Origin of the sequence: Paenibacillus macerans, assembly GCF_050565405.1 — a bacterium.
Taxonomy (GTDB): domain Bacteria; phylum Bacillota; class Bacilli; order Paenibacillales; family Paenibacillaceae; genus Fontibacillus; species Fontibacillus macerans_B.
In genome coordinates, this window is record NZ_JBNYYG010000049.1 from 1 (window position 1) to 24,072 (window position 24,072).

The window sequence follows — 24,072 nt, forward strand, 5'->3', positions numbered from 1 at the left end:
GTGGCGTCGTAACCCCGAGGATACTCTACTTTTTTGTGTTTTGGATAGACTCCAAAACTTGGTACACAAACAATTTTACGTCATCCTCCACGGCGGGGGACGAGCCAAAATAGGGGTAAAAAAGGGCCTTATTTCCGCCGATTTATTGATTTTCCTCAAAATAAGGGAAGCAAATGGCTTTATTTTCGGGAGATGATCGAAAAACGGTCGGATGTTGCGCGGGTGGAGGGAAATAAGGGCATAAATGTCCTCTATTTCTCGGGCAGGGAGCGAAAAAGGCAGAATAGGGCCACAAATTACCCTTATTCGCGGGCGGATAAGGAAACCCGCTAGGTGTTCGCGGCACGGAGTCAACCCAAGCCCTGAAACCGGCGTGAAGCGGCGGTTCCAAGATCCATATCGGCGAAACGGGGGGCGGCTTCCGTACCGCAGCGCTTGCTCTTAGCTCGTCGGAAGCGGTCCGGCCGTGCAGCTCATACCTCCGCCCAGCGGGGAAAAGGGCTTCCATTCCAAGAGGAAGCGGCTACAGGCAACCAAACCAAGAGAAATTTCTGGCGGGGTTTACGGAGGGAGCCGTTTTTTCTACAATAAGCTACAGACGGGAGGGATGGAACATGATCCATGAAGAGAACGGGGTGTTTCCCGCGGTATGCCCGCTGGATTGCCCCGATACTTGCAGCTTGCTGCTCCATAAAGAAAACGGAAAAATCGTCAAGGTGACCGGCAATCCCGATCATCCGATCACGCAGGGCGCAATTTGCAACAAGGTCCGCAATATGGCGGAGCGGGTCTACCATCCGGAACGGGTGTTGTATCCGCTAAAGCGCGTCGGCGCCAAGGGCGAAGGCAAGTTCCAACGCATCTCCTGGGACGAAGCGGTGGCGGAAATCGCCGAACGGTATAAGGGTCTGATCAAAGAGTACGGCCCGGAATCCATTATGCCCTACAGCTTTTACGGCAACATGGGCATTTTGAGCGTAGACGGGATGGACCGGCGGTTCTTCAACCGTTTGGGCGCTACCCGGCTGCAGCAGGGCATTTGCAACTCCGCGGGCAACGAGGGGTGGAGATATACGATGGGCTTCGGCGGCGGTACGAGCCCGGAAGAAACACTGAAGGCTAAACTGATCATCGTGTGGGGCGGCAACCTGGTCAGCACGAACATGCACCAGATCGCCCTGATCGAAAAAGCGCGCAAGCAAGGCGCGCAGCTGGTCGTCATCGACGTGCACCGCAACCGCACGGGGCAGCGGGCCGACTGGTTCATCCCGCTGTATCCCGGCACGGACGGCGCGCTGGCGCTGGGGATGATGCACGTGCTGTTCGACCGCGGCCTCGTCGATGAAGCGTTCCTTGAGCGCTACACGAACGGGCACGCCGAGCTGCGCGAGCATGTGAATCAATACACGCCGGAGCGCGTGTCCGCCATTACCGGCGTGCCGGCCGGGGATATCGTCAAGCTGGCCGTCCTGTACGGCGAAACCTCGCCCGCCTACATCCATATCGGCAACGGCCTGCAGCATCATGACAACGGCGGCATGACGGTCCGCACGATCTGCTGCTTGCCGGCATTGACCGGCCAGTGGCTCGTTCCCGGCGGCGGCGCCTTCAAATCCAATGGCGCTTACGCGAAAATGAACGCGACGGCGCTGGAGCGGCCCGATCTGCGGCCCAATCCGGACGCCCGCACGGTCAGCATGAACCAGCTGGGCGAGGCTTTGCTGGCGCTGGATCCGCCGATCCGCGCGTTGTACGTCTACTGCTCGAATCCGGCGGTCGTTGCCCCGGATACCGGCAAAGTGGAACAAGGTCTCCGGCGCGAGGATTTGTTCACCGTCGTGCACGACCTGTTCCTGACGGATACGGCCAAATTCGCCGACATCGTGCTCCCGGCGACCTCGACTTTTGAGAACACGGATATCTACGGCTCTTATTGGCATCATTATATTCAACTCCAGGAGCCGGTTATCCCGGCCCGAGGCGAAAGCAAGAGCAACGTGGAGACGTTCAAGCTGCTGGCGGCGGCGATGGGCTTTGAAGAGGACGCGTTCCAGGATACTGAGGAGGATATGATTCGGCAAGCGCTGCAGTTCAAGCATAATCCTTATTTGCAGGGCGTCACGCTGGAGAAGCTGAAGGAGCGGCGGGCCGTCAAGCTCGACATGGAACCGCAGCAAACCTGGCTGGACCGTCTGCCGACTCCATCGGGGCGAATCGAGCTGTATTCCGCCACGCTGGAACGGGCCGGGCTGCCGGCGCTGCCGACTTACGTTCCGCTGGTGGAGGGTTACGACGGCGAACGCCGCCCGGAAGCCGAAGCGGCTTATCCGTTGATGTTCGTTTCGCCGCCGAATCACAACTTCCTGAATTCGACGTTCGGCAACGTGGAGAAGCTGGCGGCGCTGGAGAAAAGCCCGCTCTTGCAAATCCACCCGCAGGATGCCGAAGCGCGCGGGATCGCGGACGGCGACGAGGTGACGGTCTGGAACGACCGCGGGAGCTACGCCGTCAAGGCGGCCGTCACCGACAAGATGCTGCCGGGCACGGTCGTCAGCCAGGGGCTTTGGTGGGAGCGGGAAGGCGAAGGCCGCCGGACCCGCGCCAACGCCTTGACGCCGGACCGGATCGCCGATATGGGCGGCGGGGCCGTATTCTTTTCCACCGTCGTTAATGTAAAGCGGCAATCGAAGTAAATGTACTTGCCTGACTTGGACTTTTAGGCGATACTATTGTAATCTGGGCATCGTACAAGCATAGTTCATTCGCCGTTGCGAAAACGGTAGGAGGAGAGCCCCTGGGGGCTCTCCCTTTTTGTAGTTGTCGAAGTGTTTTTTGGGAGCGATGGTTGAGGGTTTCGCGTTGCGGCAAAGGGGGAAATAACAATGAAATGGCTGCAATCCTATCCGCGAGAGGTTAAAGTTTTTCTGGTGGCCAGTTTGATAAGTTCGGCCGGCGGCTCCTTGATGTGGCCGCTGATCACGATGTTCGTGTTCAAGGTGCTGGGCCGTTCGGTAACGGATGCCGGCCTGGTGATCCTGGTCATGTCGATCGGCGGGATCGCGGGGCAACTGCTCGGCGGCGCTCTTTATCACCGTCTCGGAGTAAAGCGCCTGATCGTGGGCGGGCTTGGCCTGAACGCGCTGTTCCTGATGCTATTGCCTTACGGCAGCAGCGATTGGCACATGTTCATGCTGCTAATGCTGATGGTCGGCTTTTTCAATGCGACGTCGATGCCGGCGATTCAGGCGTTTATCGGCTTCCGTTTTGCCGAACGGCGCGGCGAGCTGTTTAACGTTGTCTACGTGGCGAATAATATCGGCGTGGCGCTGGGGACGGCGGTCAGCGGTTTCCTGGCGCAGATTTCGTACGAGCTGAGTTTTATGCTCAACGGGATGACTTCGGCCGTGTTCGCGGTTTTTTTCTGGATTTATTTGAACAAAGTTCAAAAAGACCAAGGCGAGCTGCAGGTGCAGAAACGCAAAAAAGCCGCAGAGGGCCAAAGCGCAGGTCAGTTGATGCGCATCTATCCCGTTTACCTGTTTATGGGACTGGGTTCGTTTTTTCTCTGGTTCGGCAACTGCATCTGGAACAACGGCGTATCGCCGTTTACGATATCCCGGGGCATGCCGGAATGGAATTACAGCATTCTATGGACGTTGAACGGCTTGTTGATTTTCGTGGGGCAACCGTTTATTTTGTGGGTGAAGCGGACTTTCGCCGGCTCCGCCCAGGCGCAGATGACGGCCAGCGCTATCTTCTATGCGCTAGGTTATGCGACCATTCTCGGCTTCCACACGTATCCCAGCATGGTGGCGGCGATGGTGCTTACGACCTTCGGGGAGATGCTGATCTCTCCGGCGATTCCGTCGTTCATATCCGACCGGACCGGCAAAGCGGCCCCGTTCTATCTCGGTTTGGTCGGTGGCATGGGAGCGGCGGGCAGGGTCGTCGGGCCGTACGCGATGGGCGTCCTGTTCGACTGGAACGGCCTGATCCCGGTTGCGTGGCTGGCCGTGGGGATCGCCGCGCTCTCGGCGGTTTCCTTCCTGGTGCATGCGGCATTGAACCGCGAGGAGCAACAGCCTGCCAGTCTGGCTTCCTGACGATCAGCTCTATCGAATTGAACCGGTTGAATTATTTGTGCGGTTAATCTTTTAACCCGTGAACGACCATAGGAAAGGACGGATGATTCAATGAACCGTGAAATTTGGACGCGGCTATCGGAAATGCGCGATGCGGCCGCATTAATGGAAATCGACAAGCTCACCTGGAGCCGGGATAATACCCCTGCCGAGTCGCTGGAATGGAAGTCGCGGGAGCAGTATCTGCAAAGCTGCCCGCCGGGGAGCCAGATCGTGGCGGGGATTGGCGAGGAGCTCTGCGGATATATCGGCTTTAAATCGCCCACTCCGCTCCCGAGCAACCGCCATGTGTTCGATTTGAATATCGCTATCCATCCGGCCTATCAGCGGCAGGGCGTCGGGCGCGTGCTGATGGATGCACTGGCGGGGCTGGCGTCGGAACGAGGCGTACGCAAGCTGTCGCTGCGCGTGCTGGCCAGCAATCCGGGGGCCGTCGCTTTCTACCAAAGCTGCGGGTTCATGGAGCAGGGGCGGCTCGTTGGTGAGTTTTTGCTGAACGGGCGGTATGTGGACGATATTTTAATGTGGCGAAACGTTTAGCGGCTGCTTCAGGCATTGAACTATTGGAAAGTTATCGGTATATTTAGAAGAAGAAAAATCGGGGAAAGTATACAGATACTTATTGGACTACCGTTTCTATGAAGGTTCATAAGGTCAGGTTTTCAGCACCGAAGCAGGTGCTTTCGATGTGCGTTTGTCCAAAACGCTTGAGGTTGGATGAAGCTAGGGACGCCGGGTAGCGAGGCTGCGTAACGGACCGTAGTGACCTTATTTGCCCATTTCCCAGCTATTTCCCGCTGTAAGGGACTCCAGAGACCTTATTGGGCTCCCATGGCGGCAATTTAGCCGGATTTGACCGAAATAAGGTCTCCTCGGTCCGTTAGAATCGAAAGCTGTCCAAAAGCGGGGCAATAGTGTTTCTGGTGTCCGTTAGCGTAGCTGGAGACTACAGGAAACATGCTGCGGAAGCATACGTCTAGGCCCGGGGTAAATTCAAGATACGACGTCGAATCCGCTTCGTGACCTGCTTCGTGATAGGAAAAACTTTATCGCAGTAAATTCAAAGAAGACAGACCGCGTTTAGCGGTAGTTTTTCTTGCGATATAAGGATACGGGACTTCGATAAGCATGCATTCTTATATCTTCAAAAGATGACTTTTTTGAACTACCGTTTCAATGAACCTCTAAAAGAATGGAAAGGTGATACCCGTGGTGAACAATACCCCTCCCAATTTTATCAAGAGCATTATTTCGGAAGATTTGAAAACAGGCAAGGTACAGAAGGTTGTCACGCGTTTTCCTCCGGAACCAAACGGTTATTTGCATATCGGACATGCCAAAGCGATCTGGATCAACTTCGCCTTGGCCGACGAATTCGGCGGACGGACGAATCTGCGCTTCGACGATACGAACCCGGTCAAGGAAGACGTGGAGTACGTTAATTCGATCAAGGAAGACGTAAAATGGCTGGGCTTTGACTGGGAAGAGCTGCATTTCGCGTCCGATTACTTCGATGAAATGTACAATCGCGCGGTGCTGCTGATCAAGAAAGGGAAAGCCTACGTCGATGACCTTCGTGCCGATCAAATCCGCGAGCTGCGGGGGACGCTGACCGAGCCGGGGAAAAACAGCCCTTACCGGGACCGCTCTATCGAGGAAAACCTGGATTTGTTTGAACGTATGCGTGCCGGAGAATTCAAGGACGGGGAAAAAGTGCTGCGCGCCAAAATCGACATGGCCTCGCCGAACATCAACCTTCGCGACCCGATCATCTACCGGATCGTGCATGCTTCGCATCATAACACCGGCAGCAAATGGTGCATCTACCCGATGTACACGTTCGCCCATCCGCTGGAGGATGCGATCGAAGGCGTGACGCATTCGTTGTGCTCGACCGAATTCGAGGATCAACGCCCGTTCTACGACTGGACGATCGCCGAAACGGAAATGCCGAACGTATCCCGCCAATACGAGTTCGGCCGGTTGAATCTGACGCAAACGGTCACGAGCAAGCGGAAGCTGAAAAAGCTGGTTGACGAAGGCCTCGTCGACGGCTGGGACGATCCGCGCATGCCGACGATTTCCGGGCTGCGCCGCCGCGGCTATACGCCAGAGGCGATCAAAGCGTTCGTGTACGAAACGGGAATTTCCAAAAACTTCGGATCCATTGATCCGAAAATGCTCGAGCACTTCATCCGCGAGGACTTGAAGCTGAAGGCGCCCCGCACGATGGCCGTGCTGGACCCGCTGAAGGTCGTGATCACGAACTATCCGGAAGGGCAAACCGAAATGCTGGAAGCGGAGATCAATAGCGAGAATCCGGAGATGGGCAGTCGTCAAATCCTGTTCTCACGGGAGATTTACATCGAACGCGACGATTTCATGGAGAACCCGCCAAGCAAATATTTCCGCTTGTTCCCGGGAAACGAGGTGCGCCTCAAGAATGCGTATTTCGTCAAGTGCAACGAGGTCATTAAAGACGGGGAAGGCAACGTGGTCGAGATCCACTGCACGTACGATCCGGAAACGAAAAGCGGCACCGGATTCACCGGCCGTAAGGTGAAAGGCACGATTCACTGGGTCGAGGCCACCCAAGCGGTGCCGGCCGAGTTCCGGTTGTACGAGCCGCTGATTCTGGAAGAGGAAGCGGAGGAAACGAGCGGCGTGGCGCTGGAGGAAGCCGTGGAGGGTACGGTGGACGAGACGGAAGCCGCAATCCAAGAAACGGCTGATACTGTCGCCGAAGAAAAAACGTTCCTCGACCTCATTAATCCAAACTCGCTAACAATCGCCCGCGGCTTTGTTGAGCCTGACATGAAGAATGCGAAGCCGCAGGATAAATTCCAATTCTTCCGGCACGGGTATTTCAACGTTGACACGAAGTATTCGACGCCCGGAAATCCGGTATTTAATCGCATCGTGTCACTGAAAAGCTCGTTCCATTTGCCGAAATAAGGCAGCGTTGGAGCCGCCGTCGGAGCAGCGAACCATCAGGATGCATAGAGAAGGAGCCTTGCAGCTTTTGCAGGCTCCTTCCTTTTATCTTAGCTAGATGCCAAACGGGGGACTCCGTCGAACAACGGATTTCCTGTTGGCAAGAATCGAATCCAACGCTCCCTAACTATACCGTACTCCGCTCGATGAGCCGGAAGCCGAGCTCCTCGGTGACGGGCGCCCCGTCGCCTGTGATCTGCCCATGCACGATGGCAAAGGCCCGCGCGCCGATCTCCGACAAACGGTTGTCGATCGTCGTGATGCCCAGGATGCCGGAGATCGGCTGGTTGTCGAAGCCGATGACGGCGAAATCGCCCGGCACCCGCAGTCCCCGCTGGCGCGCGGCCATGATGAAGCCCGCGGCCACCTGGTCGCCGGTGATCAGCAGGGCCTCGGGCCGGTCGTCCATGGCCCGCAGCCGGTCCGCCAGCGCGGCGCCGTCCTCGAGATCGTAGCAACCGTTCAGCACCCAATCCTCCCGCGGCCGGCCGCCTAACGCGGACAGCGTATCCGCGTAAGCTTGCCGCCGGCTGCGGCTGCTGGGGCTGTTGCGGCGGCTGATCGTATATCCGATGCGCCGGTAGCCTTTGTCCCACAGATAGCGGATGGCGGTTTGGAAGCTGGCATAGTGGTCGATGTAAACCGCGGATAGCCTGCGGCCCTGCACGGCTTCGCACAACGCGACCGGACCGTAATCGGCGTAAGCCTCGACCTCGTTTAGCGACAACGCGCGCGAACAAATGACCAGTCCGTCCATCTGCTTGTTCCGCAGCATCTCCAGCATCTTGCGTTCCTCTTCGGGGCGGTAATCGGTCTGGCAAAGCATAAGCTGATAATTGTGCTTCAGGGCTTCCTGCGCCATCCCCTCCATGATTCTGGCGAAATAGTAATGGTTGATATTCGGCAGGAGCACCCCGACGATTTGCGTCGTGCCTTTGATCAAGTGGACGGCATTCATGTTGCGCGAATAATTCAGTTGCCGGATGGCCTCCTCGACCGCTTTCCGCTTGGCCTCGCTCACATAGGGATGGTCGTTCAACACGCGGGACACCGTGGTGACCGATACGCCGGCGGCTTCGGCAATCTGTTTGATGTTCGGCAATGAAGACAACTCCTTCCCCGTTATGGACGTAATCATGATCATTTTTCGAAAAAATGCCTTGCTATGGAATGCATTTCATATTTTACACTGAGGATGCAGCAAAGAAAACAATGCCATCGTCCGGCGTTACCTCCTGCAAAGAGGGCGTTACGGAGCCAGGCATTGTTTTCTTTCGTTCCCGACGATTCAAGGTTAAGGCTCACTGCGGCTGATCGGCGGCGAATACCCGTTATGGCGGATCCGGTACCACATGGCGGCGAAGCCCAAAGCGCCGATGAGCGTTAAGGCGACGCCCGACCGGTACATGACCACGGCGCCGAAGTTTTGATACATCCAGCCGCCCCAGAAGCCGGCCAATACGCCGGCGAGCCCGCTGACGGCAAAGGCGTACACCGCTTGTCCGGCGGAGCGCAGCGGCCGCGGCAGCAGCAAGCCGATCAGCTTGGTGCCGACGTAGAAGAAACCGGCAAACGTAACGGAATGCAGAAGCTGAATGAACAGGATCTGGGCCGGATGCGTCACCTCGGACATCAGATCCCAACGGACGGCGAACAGCAGGCTGACGGTCGTGATGCAGGCCAGCAGATAGGTTATCTTGCGCTTCATATACTTGTCCAGCAGCATGAACACCAGGATTTCGAAGGCCGTCGACAGGAACACGGCTCCTCCGACCGCTAGCCGCGATCCGCCCAGTTCCGTGATGTACAGCGGCATGAAAATGCCGTTCATTGTATTGGGAATCGACACCAGCATGCCGAACAAAACAAAAGCGATGAAATATTTATGATGGAACGTTCGTCCGATTTCCATCCCTTTGAACCAAGGCGTGTGGGTGGTCTGGCGGATGGAGGGCAGCAGCAGCGCCGAGCCGATCGCAAGCATCAACGTTACGCTGAACAGCAGGGAAATCCCATGATGCCCGATCGCATCGATAATGGGACCGGCTGCGAGCGCGATAAAGGTCCAACCCATCGAGCCCCAGAGCCGGAAGGTTCCGAAATTCCGTTCCGTTCCTTCGGTGTACCCAAGAATCAGGCTGTTGCTTTGCGAGAGCAGCGGACTTTGGAAAAAGTAGAGCAGGATCATCGTCAGATACAGCATCGAAAACGTGTTAACCTTGAACACCAAATGGCCCATCACGAGCAATCCAAGCATTATGGCGAGCAGGATGACCCGCGGATTCTGCCTTTGATCGCTCATATATCTCCAGAAGGGGTGAGCCAACAACGAAATGAGCGGACCTACGGCCATCAGGCTGCCGATTTCCAGCTTGTCCATGCCGATATCTTGCAAATATAATTGAAAAAAGGCCGCGAAGATGACCATCGTGCCATAGACGAAAAAGTTGAGCAGCCCTAACGGCATTAACGAATAGGACGAATGTCGTTTCTTGTCCTGCAATCGCGCCATTCCTTTCTGTTCGGGTCCAAATCGTCACGAACCGAGCAAGTGACTATGCTCTCAATGTAACACAGAGGTGAAAGGGGATACAAACCAAGTTTTAATTGAATTGCCAAAATTTATGCGCAGGAGGGAAACTGATGGATGCAACGGCCATTATTATAGCCGGAGGACGCTCAAGCAGGATGGGCAGCGACAAGGCGTTGCTGGAGCTGGGGGGTCTGACGGTGCTGGAAAGATTGATCCGGGAACTGGAGCCGCTGGCCTCGCGAATTATCATTGCCGCCGGTGACAAGGAGGTTTACGGCGCCTTCGGCAAAGAGGTCGTGGCCGACCTGTATCCCGGCGCGGGTCCGCTGGCCGGTTTGCATGCCGGGCTGACGAGTTCCGCGTCGCTGTGGAGCATGGCGGTGGCCTGCGATACGCCGTTCGCCAATCGGGGGTTGTTCGGCGCCTTGCTGGAGCGCGCGGCAGCGGCGGAGTCGGGAGCAGCCGGCGCCTTCGGCACCGGAGGAACCGAGGCCGTTATTGCCCGTACGGAGGGCCGCGTGCACCCGCTGCTGGCCGTCTACCGGCGCAGCGTGCTGCCGGGTCTGGAACGGCGGCTGCAGGCGGGCAACCTCAAAATGACCGCCTGGACGGACGCGCTGAAGGCCGAATATGCAGAAGGAGAGACCCTTGCCGCAGCTTCGGGTCTCCCTCAGGAATGGTGCGCTTTTAATATGAATCGCCCGGAGGACTATGACGAAGCCCGGGCATGGTTGGGCGAATCGTCCGACCCGGCCTGATCAACCGCCGATTTGCGACATCCGGCGAACCGTCGGGGTATGGCTTTGCTGCTTTTGCTCCAGCGCCAGCGCCATTTCATGGTTTTTCGGCTTAGTTCCGAGCGCCTTCAGGAACAAAGCCCGGATGCCGTCCCGGTCTTTGGCCGCCGCGTAAGGACGGACGTGAAGCTCATCCGACCAATACAAGCAAGCTTTGATGTGACCGTCGGCGGTTAAGCGGAGCCGGTTGCAGTTGTCGCAGAAATGCTCGCTGACGGGATGGATCAAGCCGAACGTTCCGGCCGCTCCGAGGATCCGCCGGCTTTCGGCCGGGCCGTTGCCTCTGGGGCCGGCGGCGTCTTCAAACGCCCAACCCGCCTCTCGGCAAACGTCGTCCACGGCCGTCAAGGGCAAATAGGATTTGCGCCAGCTATCGCTCGCGCTGCCGATCGGCATATATTCGATAAAACGCACATGCAGCGGCCGGTCGATCGTCAGGGCCAGAAAATCCCGAATTTCGTCATCGTTGACGCCCTTCATCAGAACGACGTTCAGCTTGATCGGCTCGAGGCCGGCCTCGACGGCGGCTTGAATGCCTTCCAGCACCTTCTGCACCTCGCCGCCGCGGGTGATCATGGAAAAGCGGTCCTGGCGCAGCGAGTCCAAACTGATATTCACCCGGTTTAACCCCGCTTTTTTTAGCAAATCCGCTTTTTTTGCGAGAAACATGCCGTTGGTGGTCATCGCGATATCTTCAATGCCCGGAATGCCGGACAGCATGGCGATCAGTTTTTCCAAATCCTTGCGGACCAGCGGTTCGCCGCCGGTAATCCGGATTTTACGGAGGCCCATTGGAGCAAGAGCCGATACCGTCTCGGCGATTTCTTCATAGCTCATGATCTCCTCATGAGGTTGAAAGACCATTCCCTCGGCGGGCATGCAATACACGCAGCGCAAATTGCACCGGTCGGTGACGGAGATGCGCAGATAATCGTGCTTACGGCCAAAAGGGTCAAGAAGCTGCTCCATGTTACTGCCTCCTTTCATCTCTAGGTGCTTCAAATTTTATATATATTCGAGCGAACCGTCAATGCGTTGACACACACTGTTCAAGTATATTCTGTGGCATCCAATGATACAATGGTACTAGAGTAAACTGTAAAAAAGATCACATTAAAGCGCTTACACGATGCGTTATAATACAAGTAAGCGATACGTGATCCCCCTTAATCATGTGTCGGTATATGCATTCGAGATGATTTCCGGCACATATAAGGAAGTCATCTTTTTTTAGTCGCACAGAAACGAAGTCTATATTAATGATAGTTCAAAAAGTCGGCCCTTGAGCAACCTTAACAATTGATTCGGATGAAAATAGGGACGCTTGTAGCGGGGCTGCGTAACGGACCGTAAAGACCTTATTTGCCCATTTCCCGGCTATTTCCCGTTGTAGCGGACTCCAGAAACCTTATTGGGATCTCATGGCGGCCAATTAACCGCTTTTGACCGAAATAAGGTCTCCTCGGTCCGTTAAAATCGGAAAATGCCCAAAAGCGGGCCAATAGCGTTTCTGTTGTCCGTTAGCCTGCCGGAGGCTGCGTGAGCAACTTAAATGTTTCCGTAGGAAACATGCTTCGGAAGCATACGCTTTGGCCCGGCTAAATTCAAGATTCGATGCCGAATCCCTTCGTTGCAATGGCTTCGCGATCGGAAGCTGACATTTTAAACAACCGTTTCAATGAAGGTTTAAAAAGTCAGGTTTTGAGCACCAAGAAGGTTGGATGAAGCTAGGGGATGAGTAGCGGAGCGTAGCTGAAGGCTACGTGAGCAACGGAAGGCCCGGCTAAATTCAAGATTCGATGCCGAATCCCTTCGTTGCAATGGCTTCGTGATCGGAAGCTGACATTTTAAACAACCGTTTCAATGAAGGTTTAAAAAGTCAGGTTTTGAGCACCAAGAAGGTTGGATGAAGCTAGGGGATGAGTAGCGGAGCGTAGCTGAAGGCTACGTGAGCAACGGAAGGCCCGGCTAAATTCAAGATTCGATGCCGAATCCCTTCGTTGCAATGGCTTCGCGATCGGAAGCTGACATTTTAAACAACCTCTATAGGGAGATGAATTCAAATGGCTATGCTGTTCAAACCTCTGGTCTACACGCAGGAACAGGTTCAGTGGCTGGAGTTTCGCGGCTCGGTGTATCAATTGCTCATGGATTTTCTGAGCCGGCCGCCGCGGATGTCCTTGATCGCCGGATGGCGGCATAAAGTAGAACTGAACCATAAGGTTGCGACTAGCCGGGGCGGGCGGAAGTTAAAAGCTTATTTGGAGAGCATCCCCGAAGAGGATTTTCGCAGCGCTTGCTATAAAGAAGCGGAAGAATACGAGCGGCTGTTTACGGGGCATGAAGCGCTGATCGCTTCCTGCGAAAGCATCTATCGCTGCCGGACGGAAGGGGCCAGCGCGTTTGCCTGCATCTCCGATGTACGGAAAATTTACATGGACAACGGGATCGTCTTCAATAAATTAAACGGGGAGCGCGACGACCATATCGCCCTGGAACTCGAATTCATGGCCGTGTTGGCCGAAGGCATGCTGACGAAAGGGAATTTGCAGCAAAGCTGCCTGGCGCTCGCGGACGCGCAAATTCATTTCCTCGAGTCGCACTTGCTGCAGTGGGCCCGGTCGTTTGCCAAGGAAATGCTTCAAGCGACGTCCAGCCCGCTGTATACGGGTTTGGCCGAGCTGATGGAAGAGTTTCTGGCTGAGGATCTGCAGCAGCTCCGCGCCTGGCGCGAAAGCCAGCAGCCGGCGATGGAATAAGGCTAAAATATTTGCATAAAATGAGATTCCTCTGATTTACACGTGAATGGACCTCAAAATCCGCAGCAAAGCGGAGGATGAGGTCCTTTTGATGTTCGTTTCATAATTTAACGCTTGCCACAGAGGCTTAAGTGGAACTAAATCATCGTTTTGCGATTTTAACGCTTATTCAGGGCTTAACATCCGCTTTTATAGCCGAATTCAGCAGCCTTCATCGAAATAGAGTTTCCCATCGTCGTTAGAATTTCCATAACACCGAATTCGCCGGAATAACATTTGTCATCAGCGTTAGAGTCAATCATCCGGGGCGAAACGACAATGGCCGAGAACGGGAAAAGGCAACGCAGGAATAACTCCCTTGCGCCGCCTTTTCCAATTTTCAATCGATATTGACCGTGCTTGACGCAGAGGTTATTCCGCTTCTTTGGCCGACAAGTCGCGGCGGCGGAATTTCATCAGGAATTCGTACACGATCGGGACGATGACCAGGGTGAGCAGCGTCGAGCTGATCAAGCCGCCGATGACGGTAATGCCCAGGCCGCGCGAAATGATCCCTGCGCTGTGCTCCCATCCGAAGACCAGCGGCAGCAGCGCGCCGATCGTCGCCAGCGCCGTCATCAGGATCGGACGAAGCCGGGTCGCGCCTGCTTCCAGCAGGGCCTCACGGGTCGACAGGCCTTCGCGTTCTTTATGGATGACGCGGTCGATCAGCACGATCGCGTTGGTGACGACAATCCCGATCAGCATGAGCACGCCCATCAACGCCGAGACGTTCAGCGTCTCTCCGCCGATCCAGAGGCCGACCATGGCGCCGATCACGATGAACGGCAGGGAGAACAGGATCGTAAATGGAGCCAGGCCGCCGCCGAAGGTGACGACGAGGACGAAGTAGACGATCGCGATCGCGGCCGCCATGGCGATGCCAAGCTGGCCGAACGTATCGTTGATTTGTTCGGTGACGCCGCCGAATTTGACGGTGACGCCGTCCGGCATGTCCATCTTGTCGATTTTATCCTGCAAGCTGGACGAAGCTTTTTGTACGTCGGTCGCCGTGATCGTGGCGCTGACTTCGACGACCATTTTCCCGTCGATGCGCATGATGGAGTCCGGCGAGCTGCCTTTTTCCACCTTCGCCACGTCCTTGATCGGAATCTGGATGCCCAGCGGCGAGGTTAACGTTTCATTTTCGATATCGGCAATGCTGCCGTAGGTTTGGCTGTCCGTCTCAATATATACGTTATAATCCTTTCCGTCGACTTCAACCTCGGTCAGGACAGGGCGTTCCCGCACCGGGCTCAGCTTCATGGCCAGTTGGCCCGGCGTAAGGCCGAGGGAGCTCAGCTTCTGCTGATCCGCTACGAGGGTATATTGCTCATAGGCTTCCGAAAGGCTGGTTTCGCCTTTTTCGAAGTTTTTCGTATCCTCCTGAACCCAGGTCAGGATTTGGTCGGAGACCGGCTTGATCTGTTCCAGATCATCCCCGAATACGTTCACGCTTAGCGCGCTACCGCCCATGCCGCCCATCATGAGCTCGGACATGTCGCTCCACTCGCCGACCGGAAGCTCGGTTCGGAGCCCTTCAAACAGCTGCTCTTTGACGTCGCTGAAGTCGTCGGTGTCCGGATCGTAGGCGATGTAGAACAGGGCTGAATTGGAGGAGCCCATCCCCAGCGGATTTTCGCCGCCGATGGAATACTGCATCTTATCGACGCCCGGCTGGTCGAGAATGTATTTCTCGATGTTCAGCATATCCTGCTCCACGTCTTCCAGGCGCGAGCCCGGTGCCGGAGAATACGTCGCCATCACATATTTGTCCTCCTGCTCGGGCAGGAAGCTCACGCCGACCAGCGGATACAGGAACAAGCTGCCGACCAGCAGGGCGACGGCGAGTCCGAAGGTGATCAGCTTGTGCGACAACGTCCAGTTCAGGATGCGCTGATAACCGCGAGCGATGCCTTTCGGGTTTTCGTCATGGTTATGCGTTTTCTTCAGCCCGTTGCGGAACAAAGTATGGGCCAGCGCAGGAACGAGGGTAATGGCTACCAGCAGGGAGGCCAGCAGCGAAAACACCATCGTGTACGCAAACGGCTTGAACAATTCGCCGACCATGCCGCTAACGAAGGCAAGCGGCAGGAATACGGCGATCGTGACGATCGTCGATGACATGATCGGAATAAACATTTCGCTCGTCGCATCGATGATCAGTTTGCCGCCCTTCAGCTTCTCGCCGGTCAGGGACAGGCGGCGGTAGATGTTCTCGATAACGACGATCGAGTCGTCGACGACCCGCCCGATCGCTACGGTCATGGCGCCGAGCGTCATCATGTTCAGCGTGATATCCATTTGCTTCAAAGCCAATATCGCGATCAACAGCGACAAAGGAATGGAAATTATGGAGATAATGGTAGAGCGGATGTTCCGCAGGAAGATCAAAATGATCAAGACCGCAAACAAGGCTCCGAACAACGCCTTGGACAGCATCGTGTTCACGGAATCGGTAATCGGCTGCCCCTGGTCCAGCAGAACGGTAAAGTTGATGTGGCTGTATTCCTTGCCCAACGCTTTCGCCTTGTCTTTCACCAGATTGACGACATCCACGGTATTGGCGTCGTTGGATTTGACGATTTGAATCCCGATCGATTCCTGGCCGTTCGTCCGGGAGATCGATTCGGCCTTGCCGATCGTTTCGATGTCGGCGATATCGCCCAGCTTCACGGTCGGAATGCCTGACGGCACGCCGCCCATCGCTCCGCCTGCCGCCGCGCCGCCGGTAACGGGCGCTCCGGCATTGCCTGCGCCGCCCGCGGCGGAACCCGCAGCAGCGCCTGCATTCGCGGTGCCGGAAGCCGTGCTTGGAACAACCGGAATGGCCAGGTTGTTCAGATCCTCGACCGTCGTGACGTTCCCGTCGACGACAACCGCCTTCTGGGCTTGCTCCATTTCAAACAAGCCAAGCGGTACCCGCAGCGCGGAAGCCTGCACGATTCCTTTGACCGTGTCCTCGCCAAGCCCGAGCTCCTTCAGCTTGGCCTGGTCGAATTTCAGGCTGACCTCGCGGATGAATTGACCGGCGATTTGCACCGAAGCCACGCCGTCCAGATCCTCCAGGGCGGGTTTGATGTCGTTCTCCGTCACCCGGGTCAGGGCTTCGAGATCGCTGGTTTCTTTATCGGACAAGCTCAGGGAAACGACCGGCATGGAGTTCAGGCTAAATCTCGTGATTTGCGGCTTCTGGGCGTCTTCGGGAAGCTGCACGTCGTTTAGCGCTTCGCGAACCGCCGCCGTAGCGTTGTCGAGATTCGTGCCGTAATTGAATTCGATGAACAAAGAGGCGGCGTTTTCCATCGAAGTGGAGGTAACCGTCTTCACCCCGTCGACGTTCCGGAGCCGCGTCTCCAAAGGTTTGGTGACATCTTCGACGACGCCCTCCGGCGCAGCCCCCGGGTAAATGGCGGTCACGCTAAGATAAGGGACGTCGATGTTGGGGATCGTCTCCTGCTTCATGGTAAGACCGCTGAACAAACCGACGGCGGTGACGATGACCGTCAACAACCAGACGGCAAACTTATTGCGCAGGGAAAACTGAATGATGCTTTTCATAAGCTGGTCTCTACTCCTCTCTTTCTAGGGGGTTCATAATCTACAAGTGCTGGGAATACATCTGCAGCAGCCGCTCCAGCTCGGCGGAACGGGGCGCAAGCTCCGGCATGGCGGCCAGATTGGCCAGCATGCCCTTGACGATGGCGCGGCGCGGACGGAGTTCGAGAATCTCGTGCTCCAGGATCTGCAGGGATTCCATCGCTTCCTGCTGTCGCGGGGGATCGGCGACGATGCCGCCGAGCGCTTCCTTAAGCGCCTTGATCGCGATTAATGGATGCTGCTGCAGATCCAGACTGCCGGGGGCGCCTTCGTAAAGCAGGCGCAACGTCTCTTCGGGAAGGAGCGGCATGGGACGATTCCGGAGCTGGTGCTGCGCCGCAAGGTCGAGCAGCTCGATCAGGTGGTCGGCTATCCGCCCCGGCGAGATCGAGACATGCGGTTCGACCAGCAGGCGTATATAGATGCCGACCATCCCGTAGGCGATGGTTAACAGGTCGCCCGTGTAGGCTTCGATTTCAGGCCCGTACACGGCTTCCAGCTTGGCCTTGCCGTGGCGGAGAAGCTTGGCGTTGTGGGCCTTGATCTCCTCCGGCTCTTTGTATGACTTGCCGTTTTTGCCCCAGTCATGGAACTGCATGATCAGGAACTCCCGCAGCTCGAGCACCAGCTCGAGCATGACGACCAGCTGGCGTCTCAGCTTCTCCTTGGGCGTCAGCCCCTCCTGCAGCTCCACCTGCGTCAGGTGGTCAAGCAGCATTTGATAACAGTAGTCGAACAGGCTGTGCTCCAACTCCTCTTTCGACTTGAAGTGAAGGTACAGGCTGCCTTTGGACATTCCGCAGGCTTCGGCAATGTCCTGCATCGAAGTGGCGGATGAGCCCTTGGCGGCAAACAGTTGCATGGCCGCTCGCAAAATCAGCTTCTTTTTGTCGGTGGATTGGGTGGACAAAAAAGGTGGAACCCCCTCTCTGACCCTCTGGTTCTCAATCTGACTTGATGGTCATTTTCGATTATAGTACAAAGCCCAGACGGATACAAATGTGCGCGTCCGGACAATTTTTCCGCTCCCCAGTAGGAAGAAAGCAGACCTTCATGTAGAATAGAAGCATGCACGACTAGAGAGAAAAAGGAGTACAACGATGAGACGAGGACTTCAAATCATTTTCATCGCCGCGATTTTATTTGCTTTCTATTATTTCGGATTTGGCGTCTTCGGCAAATTCGGGGGTACGCTGGTTAGTATTTTCCAAACACTCACCGTCATTACGATCGGGTTCGCCATTTTTATGGAGAATCGCAACCCCTCCAGTACGGTCGCCTGGATTATCGTGCTTGCTTTGCTGCCGGTCGTCGGGCTCGCCCTGTATTTTCTGCTCGGCCAAAACTATTTCAAACGGCGGAAGTTCGATAAGAAAGCCGAGCAGGACCGCTTGAGCTACGAACGGATCGACCACAGCGGCCATCCGCTGCCTCGCGATCTGTCGCAGTTCAGCCCGGGGCAGCAGAGGCTGCTGCACCTGTCGCAGCGGTTGGCGCATACGCCGTATTCGATGGCGACCCGCACGCATGTGCTCACCAATGGGGAAGAGACGTTTTCCACCTTGCTGCGCGAGCTCAAGAAGGCCGAGCACCACATACATATGGAATACTACATTTACCGAGCCGACGATATCGGGCGGGAAATCCAGAAAACGCTGATCGCCAAGGCCCGGGCCGGCGTCGAGGTCCGGTTCATGTTCGATGCGGTCGGCAGCATCGGGCTGCCCAAATCGTTCTTGGGCGAGCTGCGGCAGGCCGGGGTGAAGGTAGGCATCTACGGTGAGGTGCGATTCCTGGCTTTATCCAGCCGGGTGAACTACCGCAATCACCGCAAGATCGTCGTCATCGACGGCAATACCGGATTTATCGGCGGACTGAACGTCGGGGACGAATATTTGAGCCGCAGCAAAACCTACGGATTCTGGCGCGATACGCACATGCTCGTCAAAGGGGAAGCGGTGCGGTCGCTGCAAATCATTTTTTTGCAGGATTGGCAATACATCACCGGGGAAAAAATCATGGACCTGGCCTACTTGTCCCCCGAGCTCGAACTGGGCTGCAGCGGTGCGGTTCAGATCGTGCCCAGCGGGCCGGACAACGAGAGCCGGACGCTCAAGAACATCTTCTTTGCGATGATTACGTCGGCCAAAAAATCGGTCTGGCTGGCCACGCCGTATTTCATCCCGGACGAGGATATCCTGACCGCGCTGCGAGTCGCGGGGCTGGCGGGGATCGACGTGCGCATTCTGTTCCCGGCCAAACCGGATAAATGGCTGCCGTTTCTGGCGTCGCATTCCTATTTTCCGTCGTTGCTGGAGGTCGGGGTCAAAATTTACGAATACGAAAAAGGCTTCCTGCATTCCAAGCTGCTGATCGTGGACGGGGAAGTGGCGACGGTCGGCACGGCCAACATGGACATGCGCAGCTTTCATTTGAATTTCGAGGTGAACGCGCTGCTCGTCCAAAGCGACAGCATCGCCAAGATCGTAGCCAATTTCGAACGAGACCTGCTGTCGACGAAACTCATTGACAGGAACACGTTCATGAATAAGAAAATTCCGATCCGCCTCGCGGAGTCCGCGGCCCGGCTGTTGTCGCCGCTGCTCTAGCGGGGGAAGGCCCGCGGCGTTCCGAACGCTTCTATCCTAAAAAAGCAAAAGCAGGCATAAGCAGGACGCGCATCTTCGTTCGGCCTGTCACATCATTCGCAATCCCGGCAAGGAGGGTCTCCATGGACAATACGTCCGAACGCAAAACCGAACATATTCGCTTGTGCCTGGAAGAGCAGGTGAATGCGGACGGCATCCGCACAGGGTTCGAAAAATACAGGTTTCGCCACAACGCGCTTCCGGAGCTCCATTTCGCGGAGATCAGCCTGAAGACGGTGTTTCTGGGCGCCTCGCTGCGCACGCCGCTGCTGATCAGCTCCATGACCGGCGGCAGCAAGCTGGCGGGGGAGATCAACGCGCGCCTGGCCGAAGCGGCGGAGCGCCGCGGCTGGACGATGAGCGTCGGCTCGGTCCGGGCCGCCGTGGAAAGGGACGAGCTTGCACCTACCTTCGCCGTGCGGCGGTTTGCGCCGTCGATCCCGATCATCGCCAATTTGGGCGCGGTGCAACTGAACTACGGCTACGGCCCGGACGATTGCAAGCGAGCCGTGGAAATCGCCGGCGCGGACATGCTGGTTCTGCATCTCAACAGCCTGCAGGAAGTGTTCCAGCCGGAAGGCAACACGGACTTCGGCGGGCTGCTCATGCGCATCGAGCAGGTATGCCGCGAGCTGCCGATCCCGGTCGGCGCGAAGGAGGTCGGCTGGGGCATCGACGGCGGGACGGCGAAACGGCTGCGGGAAGCGGGCGTGGAGTTCATCGACGTGGCGGGCGCCGGCGGCACCTCGTGGAGCCAGGTCGAGAAGTTCCGCGGCAGCGATCCCGTGCGCCGCGCGGCGGCGGAAGCCTTCGCGGATTGGGGCATCCCCACCGCCGAATGCATCCGCGAAGTGCGGGCGGCGATCCCGGACGGCGCCCTCATCGGCAGCGGGGGCCTGAACACCGGCGTGGACGCGGCCAAAGCGCTGGCGCTTGGCGCGGACCTGGCCGGGTTCGGCCGGGCGCTGCTCGAACCGGCGGTGCATTCGGAGGAGCGTTTGGACGCGCTGCTGGAGCGCGTCGAATTGGAGCTCCGCACCGCCATGTTCGGCATCGGCGCCGGCAGCATTCCGGCGCTGCGCCACACGCCGCGGCTCGTGCCCCGGGAGTAGCGGCAGCGATCCATAAATCCAACCAACTTTGTAAGAATTTCGTTGCAAATCGGCAGATTACCGCTTATATTGAAGGTGAACGCCGGACCGCCCGTACGGCATCCTGTAATTCAGATAAGGGAATGGCGGCCGGTCATTACATGGGCGGGGGCAAGTCCTTCAAGGGGCTTAGCACGCTCAAAGGGGGAGTTAGAATGAAGCCTTCATTGTGGAACTGGAGCACGAGAACGGTGGTGACCATCGGGATCGGAGCGGCTTTATACGGAGCGACCAGCTGGATCGGCATTCCGATCGCGCCGGATACGCAGCTTCGTCCGGCGATCGCGCTGCTGGCGATCTTCGGGGCGTTGTTCGGTCCGGTCGTCGGTTTTATCGCCGGATTCATCGGACATGTCATCAATGATTTGATTACGAGCGGTACCGTCTGGTGGGGGTGGGCGCTGGGTTCGGGCATCACGGCGGCCTTTATGGGCCTGATCTATTTGTCCAAGGACTTCAACGCGCAAGAGGGGATCATGAAGAAAAGCCACCTGGTTCGCTTTGTCATTTACGGAGTCGTTGGGATCTTCGTATCGCTGGCGTTTTCCGGCTTCTTCGACACCGTCCTGATGGGCGAGCCGAACGATAAAATCGTCGTGCAGGTCGTTTCCGCAGGGTTGGCGAATATTGCCGTCTTTCTGATTCTGGGCTTGCCGGCGGTATGGGCGTACGTCAAACGCAACCGGAACAATTCGAATCTGAGCGTGGACAGATAGGAGCTACTTGAAGAGATGCAGCCTGTGATATCATTTCGACACTTCAGTTTCCGCTACAAAAGCCAAAGCGAACCGACGCTGAGCAACATCAACCTGGACATTGGGCGCGGGGAGAAAATATGGATTGCCGGTCCCAGCGGCTCCGGCAAATCGACATTAGCCCATTGTATCAATGGGCTAATTCCCTTTTCTTACGGCGGCGAGATATCCGGGCAGCTGCTGCTGGACGGACAGGATGCTTCGGAGCTGACGATCTTCGAGCGCAGCCGCCGGGTCGGCACGATCCTGCAAAACCCCGATACCCAGTTCGTCGGACAAACCGTCGGGGAGGACGTCGCGTTTCAAATGGAAAACGAAGCGGTCCCGCAGGCCGAAATGAAAGCCTCCGTAATCTCGTCGCTCGAACGGGTCGGGATGCTCGCCTACGAGGAGCAGGGGCCGCATGAGCTGTCCGGCGGGCAGAAACAGCAGGTGTCGCTGGCCGGCGTGCTGTCGACCCAAGCGGACATCCTGCTGTTCGACGAGCCGCTGGCCAATCTGGACCCGGCCAGCGGCGCCAAAACGATGCGGCTCATCGACGAGATCCACCGCCGCGAGGGCAAGACGGTGATCATCATCGAGCACCGGGTCGAGGACGTGCTTCAGGAGCGGGTGGACCGCATCGTCGTCATGAACGAGGGAGCGATCGCTGCCGTCGGCACGCCAAACGAGCTGCTTGCGGCGGGTATCCTCCCCAAGTACGGCTTGCGCCAGCCGCTATATTTGGAGGCACTCGGACATGCCGGGCTGCCGCTGAGTGAGTTCAGCGGCCTGACGAGCCCGGAAGGGCTGCGAATCCGCGAGGCTGACGAGGCGGAAGGCAGATTGCCGGCTAAAGGCGGAGAAGTACCGGCCGCTGGGGCCGGAAGCCGGGACGGAACCGGGGCAGTGGAGGCCCGGCCGGCAGATCGTCTCCGCCTGTCGGAGCCGGAGCTGCGCGAACGGCTGGAGGCCTGGGCGCATTCGGCGCCGCCGCCGAGAAAGGCCGGCCAGCGGGAAACGCTGCTGGAGCTGACGGAGGTATCGTTTGCCTATGAACCGGAGCAAGATGCCGTGTCCGGCGTCTCGCTGTCCGTCCGCGCGGGCGAAACGGTCGCCCTGCTCGGCAGCAACGGCGCGGGCAAATCGACGCTGTCGGGGCTGATCACGGGCCTGCTGAAGCCGAAGGCCGGCGAAATCCGCCTGGGGGGCGAATCGATCAACAGCTGGTCGATTCGCCGCCGCGGCGAAGAGATCGGGTACGTGATGCAGAATCCGCATCACATGATCACCCAGCATATGATCCGCGACGAAGTCGGCATCGGCTTGGCCGCCCGCGGTATTCCCGGACCGGAGCGGGAGCGTCTCACGGAGGAGGCGCTGCGCATTTGCGGCTTGTACCCTTACCGCAATTGGCCGGTGTCCGCGCTGAGCTTCGGTCAGAAAAAGCGGCTGACCATCGCTGCCATTCTAACACTCAAGCCGAAGCTGATGATTTTGGACGAACCGACGGCGGGTCAGGACTACCGGCATTATACCGAGTTTATGGATTTTATCGACCGGCTCGCCGCCGAAGGCTTGGCTTTTCTGTTTATCACGCACGATATGCATCTGGCGCTGGAATATGCCGACCGGGCGGCCGTCATGGCCGGGGGCAGGATCATTGCGAGCGGCACGGTGGCCGAGGTGCTCTCCGATAGCGAAGCGGCCGGGCGCGCCAACCTGCGGGAAACGAGCCTGTCGCGGTTCGCCAAGGCCCGGGGCTTGGACTCGCCTGCCCGGTTCGTGCAGGCTTTTATCGCCGCGGAGAAGAAGGTGATGCGGTGATGGGCCAAACGGGAAGCTTGTACGTCGCGGGGAATTCCTTTTTTCACCGGATGGATGGCGCGGTCAAGCTCATTTTGCTGCTGACTTGGACCGTAGCGACTTTCCTGTTCATGGATTTGCGCGTATTTATGGTTTTGCTGGCGGCGGGGATCACGATGCTGCTGCTGGCGCGGATTCCCGCCAAGAAAATGGCCCTGCTGTTCTGGGCGCTGACGATATTCACCGTCGTGAACAGCCTGTTCATCCTGGCGATCACGCCCCGTTTCGGGACGACGCTGACGGGGAGCAATACGCCGCTCATTCCGCTCGGGTACGACACGATCAACGCGGAAACGTTGTTTTATGTCCTAACGTTGTCGCTCAAATATTTAACGCTGCTGCCGATCACGCTGCTCTTCATTTTTACGACCCATCCCAGCCGGTTTGCGGCAAGCTTGCATAAGCTGGGCGTGCCCTATAAGCTTGCTTACGCCGTCAGCATCGCATTCCGCTACATTCCGGATCTGACGAAGGAATTCCGCATGATTCTGGGGGCCCTGCAAATGCGGGGGTTAGGCATCTCGCGCGGCGACGGCACGCTATTGCAGCGGCTGCGCAATCTATCGCATGCGGTCGTGCCGCTGCTGCAATCCTCGCTGCAGCATATCGAATCGGTGTCCGACGCGATGGACTTGCGCGGATTCGGCACGAAGCGGCAGCGTACCTGGTATATGGGCACGGTGATGACCCGCGGCGACAAGCTGATTACGCTGTTGTGCGCGGCGCTGCTGGTCGCGGCCATCGTGCTCAAACGGCAGGCGTTCGCCGGTTTTTGGTACCCGTTTTAGTGGCGTGTGAGGAACCATGCT

General features: G+C 57.3%; 17 protein-coding genes. 12 read left to right on the forward strand and 5 right to left on the reverse strand.

Annotation, left to right across the window (positions count from 1 at the left end):
* From ACQ4N8_RS21705 to ACQ4N8_RS21725, 5 genes are all read left to right on the forward strand, one after another.
* Positions 1–196, forward strand: a 196-nt coding sequence (locus ACQ4N8_RS21705) for a hypothetical protein (RefSeq protein WP_430706434.1), incomplete at its 5' end; no start/stop codon positions are given.
* 418 nt (positions 197–614) lie between these two features.
* On the forward strand, positions 615–2,693 hold the full coding sequence (locus ACQ4N8_RS21710) for a molybdopterin-containing oxidoreductase family protein (protein ID WP_430706435.1): 2,079 nt from the start codon (positions 615–617) through the stop codon (positions 2,691–2,693).
* 189 nt (positions 2,694–2,882) lie between these two features.
* On the forward strand, positions 2,883–4,103 hold the full coding sequence (locus ACQ4N8_RS21715) for an MFS transporter (protein ID WP_430706436.1): 1,221 nt from the start codon (positions 2,883–2,885) through the stop codon (positions 4,101–4,103).
* Positions 4,104–4,193: 90 nt separating this feature from the next.
* Positions 4,194–4,682, forward strand: coding sequence for an N-acetyltransferase family protein (locus ACQ4N8_RS21720; RefSeq protein ID WP_430706437.1), 489 nt, complete (start codon positions 4,194–4,196; stop codon positions 4,680–4,682).
* A gap of 669 nt (positions 4,683–5,351) precedes the next feature.
* Positions 5,352–7,097: a glutamine--tRNA ligase/YqeY domain fusion protein gene (locus ACQ4N8_RS21725; RefSeq protein WP_430706438.1), complete on the forward strand. Its 1,746-nt coding sequence runs from the start codon at positions 5,352–5,354 to the stop codon at positions 7,095–7,097.
* A gap of 166 nt (positions 7,098–7,263) precedes the next feature.
* On the opposite strand, the gene ACQ4N8_RS21730 is transcribed toward ACQ4N8_RS21725, so the two are convergent.
* Together ACQ4N8_RS21730 and ACQ4N8_RS21735 are read right to left on the reverse strand one after the other, a co-directional pair.
* A complete protein-coding gene (locus ACQ4N8_RS21730) occupies positions 7,264–8,238 on the reverse strand; it encodes a LacI family DNA-binding transcriptional regulator (protein WP_430706439.1) in 975 nt (324 codons plus the stop codon).
* 192 nt (positions 8,239–8,430) lie between these two features.
* Positions 8,431–9,648 carry an MFS transporter gene (locus ACQ4N8_RS21735; protein ID WP_430706440.1) on the reverse strand — a complete coding sequence of 406 codons (1,218 nt, stop codon included), beginning with the start codon at positions 9,646–9,648 and terminating at the stop codon, positions 8,431–8,433.
* Positions 9,649–9,779: 131 nt separating this feature from the next.
* Here ACQ4N8_RS21735 and mobA point away from each other — a divergent pair, with 131 nt between their 5' ends.
* Positions 9,780–10,427 (forward strand): molybdenum cofactor guanylyltransferase, encoded by a 648-nt coding sequence (mobA, locus tag ACQ4N8_RS21740; RefSeq protein WP_430706441.1) that lies wholly within the window; start codon positions 9,780–9,782, stop codon positions 10,425–10,427.
* Here the strand turns inward: mobA and moaA are convergent, their stop codons facing one another.
* Positions 10,428–11,435, reverse strand: coding sequence for a GTP 3',8-cyclase MoaA (gene moaA / locus ACQ4N8_RS21745; protein ID WP_430706442.1), 1,008 nt, complete (start codon positions 11,433–11,435; stop codon positions 10,428–10,430).
* 1,094 nt (positions 11,436–12,529) lie between these two features.
* Between moaA and ACQ4N8_RS21750 the strand changes: the two genes are divergently transcribed.
* Positions 12,530–13,225 (forward strand): TorD/DmsD family molecular chaperone, encoded by a 696-nt coding sequence (locus ACQ4N8_RS21750; RefSeq protein WP_430706443.1) that lies wholly within the window; start codon positions 12,530–12,532, stop codon positions 13,223–13,225.
* A 411-nt stretch (positions 13,226–13,636) separates the two neighbouring features.
* Here ACQ4N8_RS21750 and ACQ4N8_RS21755 read toward each other — a convergent pair whose 3' ends face one another.
* Positions 13,637–16,825, reverse strand: a complete 3,189-nt coding sequence (locus tag ACQ4N8_RS21755; RefSeq protein WP_430706444.1) for an efflux RND transporter permease subunit — start codon at positions 16,823–16,825, stop codon at positions 13,637–13,639.
* Between the two features lie 40 nt (positions 16,826–16,865).
* Positions 16,866–17,774 (reverse strand): TetR/AcrR family transcriptional regulator, encoded by a 909-nt coding sequence (locus ACQ4N8_RS21760; RefSeq protein ID WP_430706445.1) that lies wholly within the window; start codon positions 17,772–17,774, stop codon positions 16,866–16,868.
* Positions 17,775–17,964: 190 nt separating this feature from the next.
* On the opposite strand from ACQ4N8_RS21760, the gene cls reads away from it, so the two are divergent.
* From cls to ACQ4N8_RS21785, 5 genes are all read left to right on the forward strand, one after another.
* Positions 17,965–19,473, forward strand: coding sequence for a cardiolipin synthase (gene cls / locus ACQ4N8_RS21765; RefSeq protein WP_430706446.1), 1,509 nt, complete (start codon positions 17,965–17,967; stop codon positions 19,471–19,473).
* A gap of 122 nt (positions 19,474–19,595) precedes the next feature.
* Positions 19,596–20,624, forward strand: coding sequence for a type 2 isopentenyl-diphosphate Delta-isomerase (fni, locus tag ACQ4N8_RS21770; protein ID WP_430706447.1), 1,029 nt, complete (start codon positions 19,596–19,598; stop codon positions 20,622–20,624).
* A gap of 194 nt (positions 20,625–20,818) precedes the next feature.
* On the forward strand, positions 20,819–21,379 hold the full coding sequence (locus ACQ4N8_RS21775) for an ECF-type riboflavin transporter substrate-binding protein (protein ID WP_430706448.1): 561 nt from the start codon (positions 20,819–20,821) through the stop codon (positions 21,377–21,379).
* A 15-nt stretch (positions 21,380–21,394) separates the two neighbouring features.
* On the forward strand, positions 21,395–23,224 hold the full coding sequence (locus ACQ4N8_RS21780; protein WP_430706449.1) for a DUF3744 domain-containing protein: 1,830 nt from the start codon (positions 21,395–21,397) through the stop codon (positions 23,222–23,224).
* On the forward strand, positions 23,224–24,051 hold the full coding sequence (locus tag ACQ4N8_RS21785) for an energy-coupling factor transporter transmembrane component T family protein (RefSeq protein WP_430706463.1): 828 nt from the start codon (positions 23,224–23,226) through the stop codon (positions 24,049–24,051). The genes ACQ4N8_RS21780 and ACQ4N8_RS21785 overlap by 1 nt, the downstream gene beginning before the upstream one ends.
* The last annotated feature ends 21 nt before the right edge of the window (positions 24,052–24,072 follow it).

Coding starts and splice junctions, on each gene's coding strand:
- ACQ4N8_RS21710 (WP_430706435.1), top strand. CDS start 615: ATGATCCATGAAGAGAACGGGGTGTTTCCCGCGGTATGCCCGCTGGAT.
- ACQ4N8_RS21715 (WP_430706436.1), top strand. CDS start 2,883: ATGAAATGGCTGCAATCCTATCCGCGAGAGGTTAAAGTTTTTCTGGTG.
- ACQ4N8_RS21720 (WP_430706437.1), top strand. CDS start 4,194: ATGAACCGTGAAATTTGGACGCGGCTATCGGAAATGCGCGATGCGGCC.
- ACQ4N8_RS21735 (WP_430706440.1), bottom strand. CDS start 9,648: ATGGCGCGATTGCAGGACAAGAAACGACATTCGTCCTATTCGTTAATG.
- mobA (WP_430706441.1), top strand. CDS start 9,780: ATGGATGCAACGGCCATTATTATAGCCGGAGGACGCTCAAGCAGGATG.
- moaA (WP_430706442.1), bottom strand. CDS start 11,435: ATGGAGCAGCTTCTTGACCCTTTTGGCCGTAAGCACGATTATCTGCGC.
- ACQ4N8_RS21750 (WP_430706443.1), top strand. CDS start 12,530: ATGGCTATGCTGTTCAAACCTCTGGTCTACACGCAGGAACAGGTTCAG.
- ACQ4N8_RS21755 (WP_430706444.1), bottom strand. CDS start 16,825: ATGAAAAGCATCATTCAGTTTTCCCTGCGCAATAAGTTTGCCGTCTGG.
- cls (WP_430706446.1), top strand. CDS start 17,965: ATGAGACGAGGACTTCAAATCATTTTCATCGCCGCGATTTTATTTGCT.
- fni (WP_430706447.1), top strand. CDS start 19,596: ATGGACAATACGTCCGAACGCAAAACCGAACATATTCGCTTGTGCCTG.
- ACQ4N8_RS21775 (WP_430706448.1), top strand. CDS start 20,819: ATGAAGCCTTCATTGTGGAACTGGAGCACGAGAACGGTGGTGACCATC.
- ACQ4N8_RS21780 (WP_430706449.1), top strand. CDS start 21,395: ATGCAGCCTGTGATATCATTTCGACACTTCAGTTTCCGCTACAAAAGC.
- ACQ4N8_RS21785 (WP_430706463.1), top strand. CDS start 23,224: ATGGGCCAAACGGGAAGCTTGTACGTCGCGGGGAATTCCTTTTTTCAC.